1 protein-coding gene is annotated in these 1,395 nt (G+C 39.6%); it reads right to left on the reverse strand.

What is annotated here, in order from left to right:
• Positions 1-103: 103 nt before the first annotated feature.
• Positions 104-1,395, reverse strand: a 1,292-nt coding sequence (locus tag EVI01_RS13395; RefSeq protein ID WP_146811774.1) for a phage tail tip lysozyme, incomplete at its 5' end; no start/stop codon positions are given.

The following is a 1,395-nucleotide window of genomic DNA, read 5'->3' on the forward strand; positions in this document are numbered from 1 at the left end:
GTTCTGACTAACAAACTGATTTTGAAAAAAATGATTATTGACATGGTCAATGACCAAATCAACCTCTCGAAATTTGTCTAATTCCATTGTTTACTCTCCTTTCTTAAAATTGAATGTAAGTTCTCGGATTTTCAAAATCAACTATAGGTTGTGGCCAATAATTTTTCATAATTTGAAAATGTAAATGTTCCCCTGTAGATGGACCAGTCGTTCCCATCAAACCAATTTGAGCACCTTTCTGGACTTTTTGTCCCACAGAAACATCTATACGGGATAAATGAGCATAACCTGTCCATTTCCCATTACTGTGTTTGATAACAATATAATTACCATACCAGTCATAATAATTGGCACCTGCTTGAACAACTTCACCGCCTAATGCCGCAAAAATCGGTGTATTTGGATTTCCATTTACAAGGTCAATGCCGTTATGAAATTCTTGTGCTCCTGTGATTGGGCTGGTTCTCCATCCACATTCTGAGGTAACTGTCACAGGTTTTTGAATGGGACAAATAAAGCTTCCTCCAGGTTCTGGGCTAGTTAATCCATGTAATTTTTCGTACCATGCTTGCGCATAATTTTGTCGTTCTGGATGAGCGGATGCTGGACGTTCAAAATTCATTTCAAAAGCGTAAGCTGCACTTTTAGCATTGTTGATTGATTTAAAATCAGACACTGTAGTGGGATTTACTTTCCCAATCCATTGGCCATTGAACATACACCAATCTAGTAACTTTACTTGAGCTTCAATGGTTCGATAATCTTCTGTAATTCCTGCAGCTCTCATCAAGTTCTGGACATAGGTTCTACCATCCCACGTTGCTGGAGGAACCAAAGGGTACGCCGAACCATCCCATTGAACAAGTCCATACGCTGGTCCGCCCATTTGTTCCGTGTCAGGATTCATGCTTGCGCCTACTTCGCCTTGAATATTTCCCAAAATCCCTGCGGCAGCATATTCAGAATAGCCACGAGCTTTCAGCATCGTCCAAATTTTCCATGCTCTTTTTTCGGCATCAGTAATTAGTTGAGGAGGTACAGTGCCTGGGTCATCCCCTCCACCGTTCGTATCAATTTTTACGCCATTCACATATAGCTCTTTGACGTCTAACCGCCCCCCGATAGAAGTTCTACCAATCAAATCTATACGATCATTAATTAAAAACATGCTTTTTTTGCCGATAATTATCCCTTTTCCTTTAGCAGAACTAATAGCAACTGCTTCACTACCAGAATTTAAATTAATTTGTAATGCTTTACCATCAAAATCTGCATATACAGGATTTCCCTGACCATCCATCCCGACAACTAATTCAGGAAACTGATTTCCTTCAGTTCCCATGGTTCCAATAGATCGATTACCGTACCAAAATTCCATTCCTTTTTTAGTTAACT

The sequence above is a fragment of the Enterococcus villorum genome (genome assembly GCF_007990225.1).
GTDB lineage: Bacteria > Bacillota > Bacilli > Lactobacillales > Enterococcaceae > Enterococcus_B > Enterococcus_B villorum.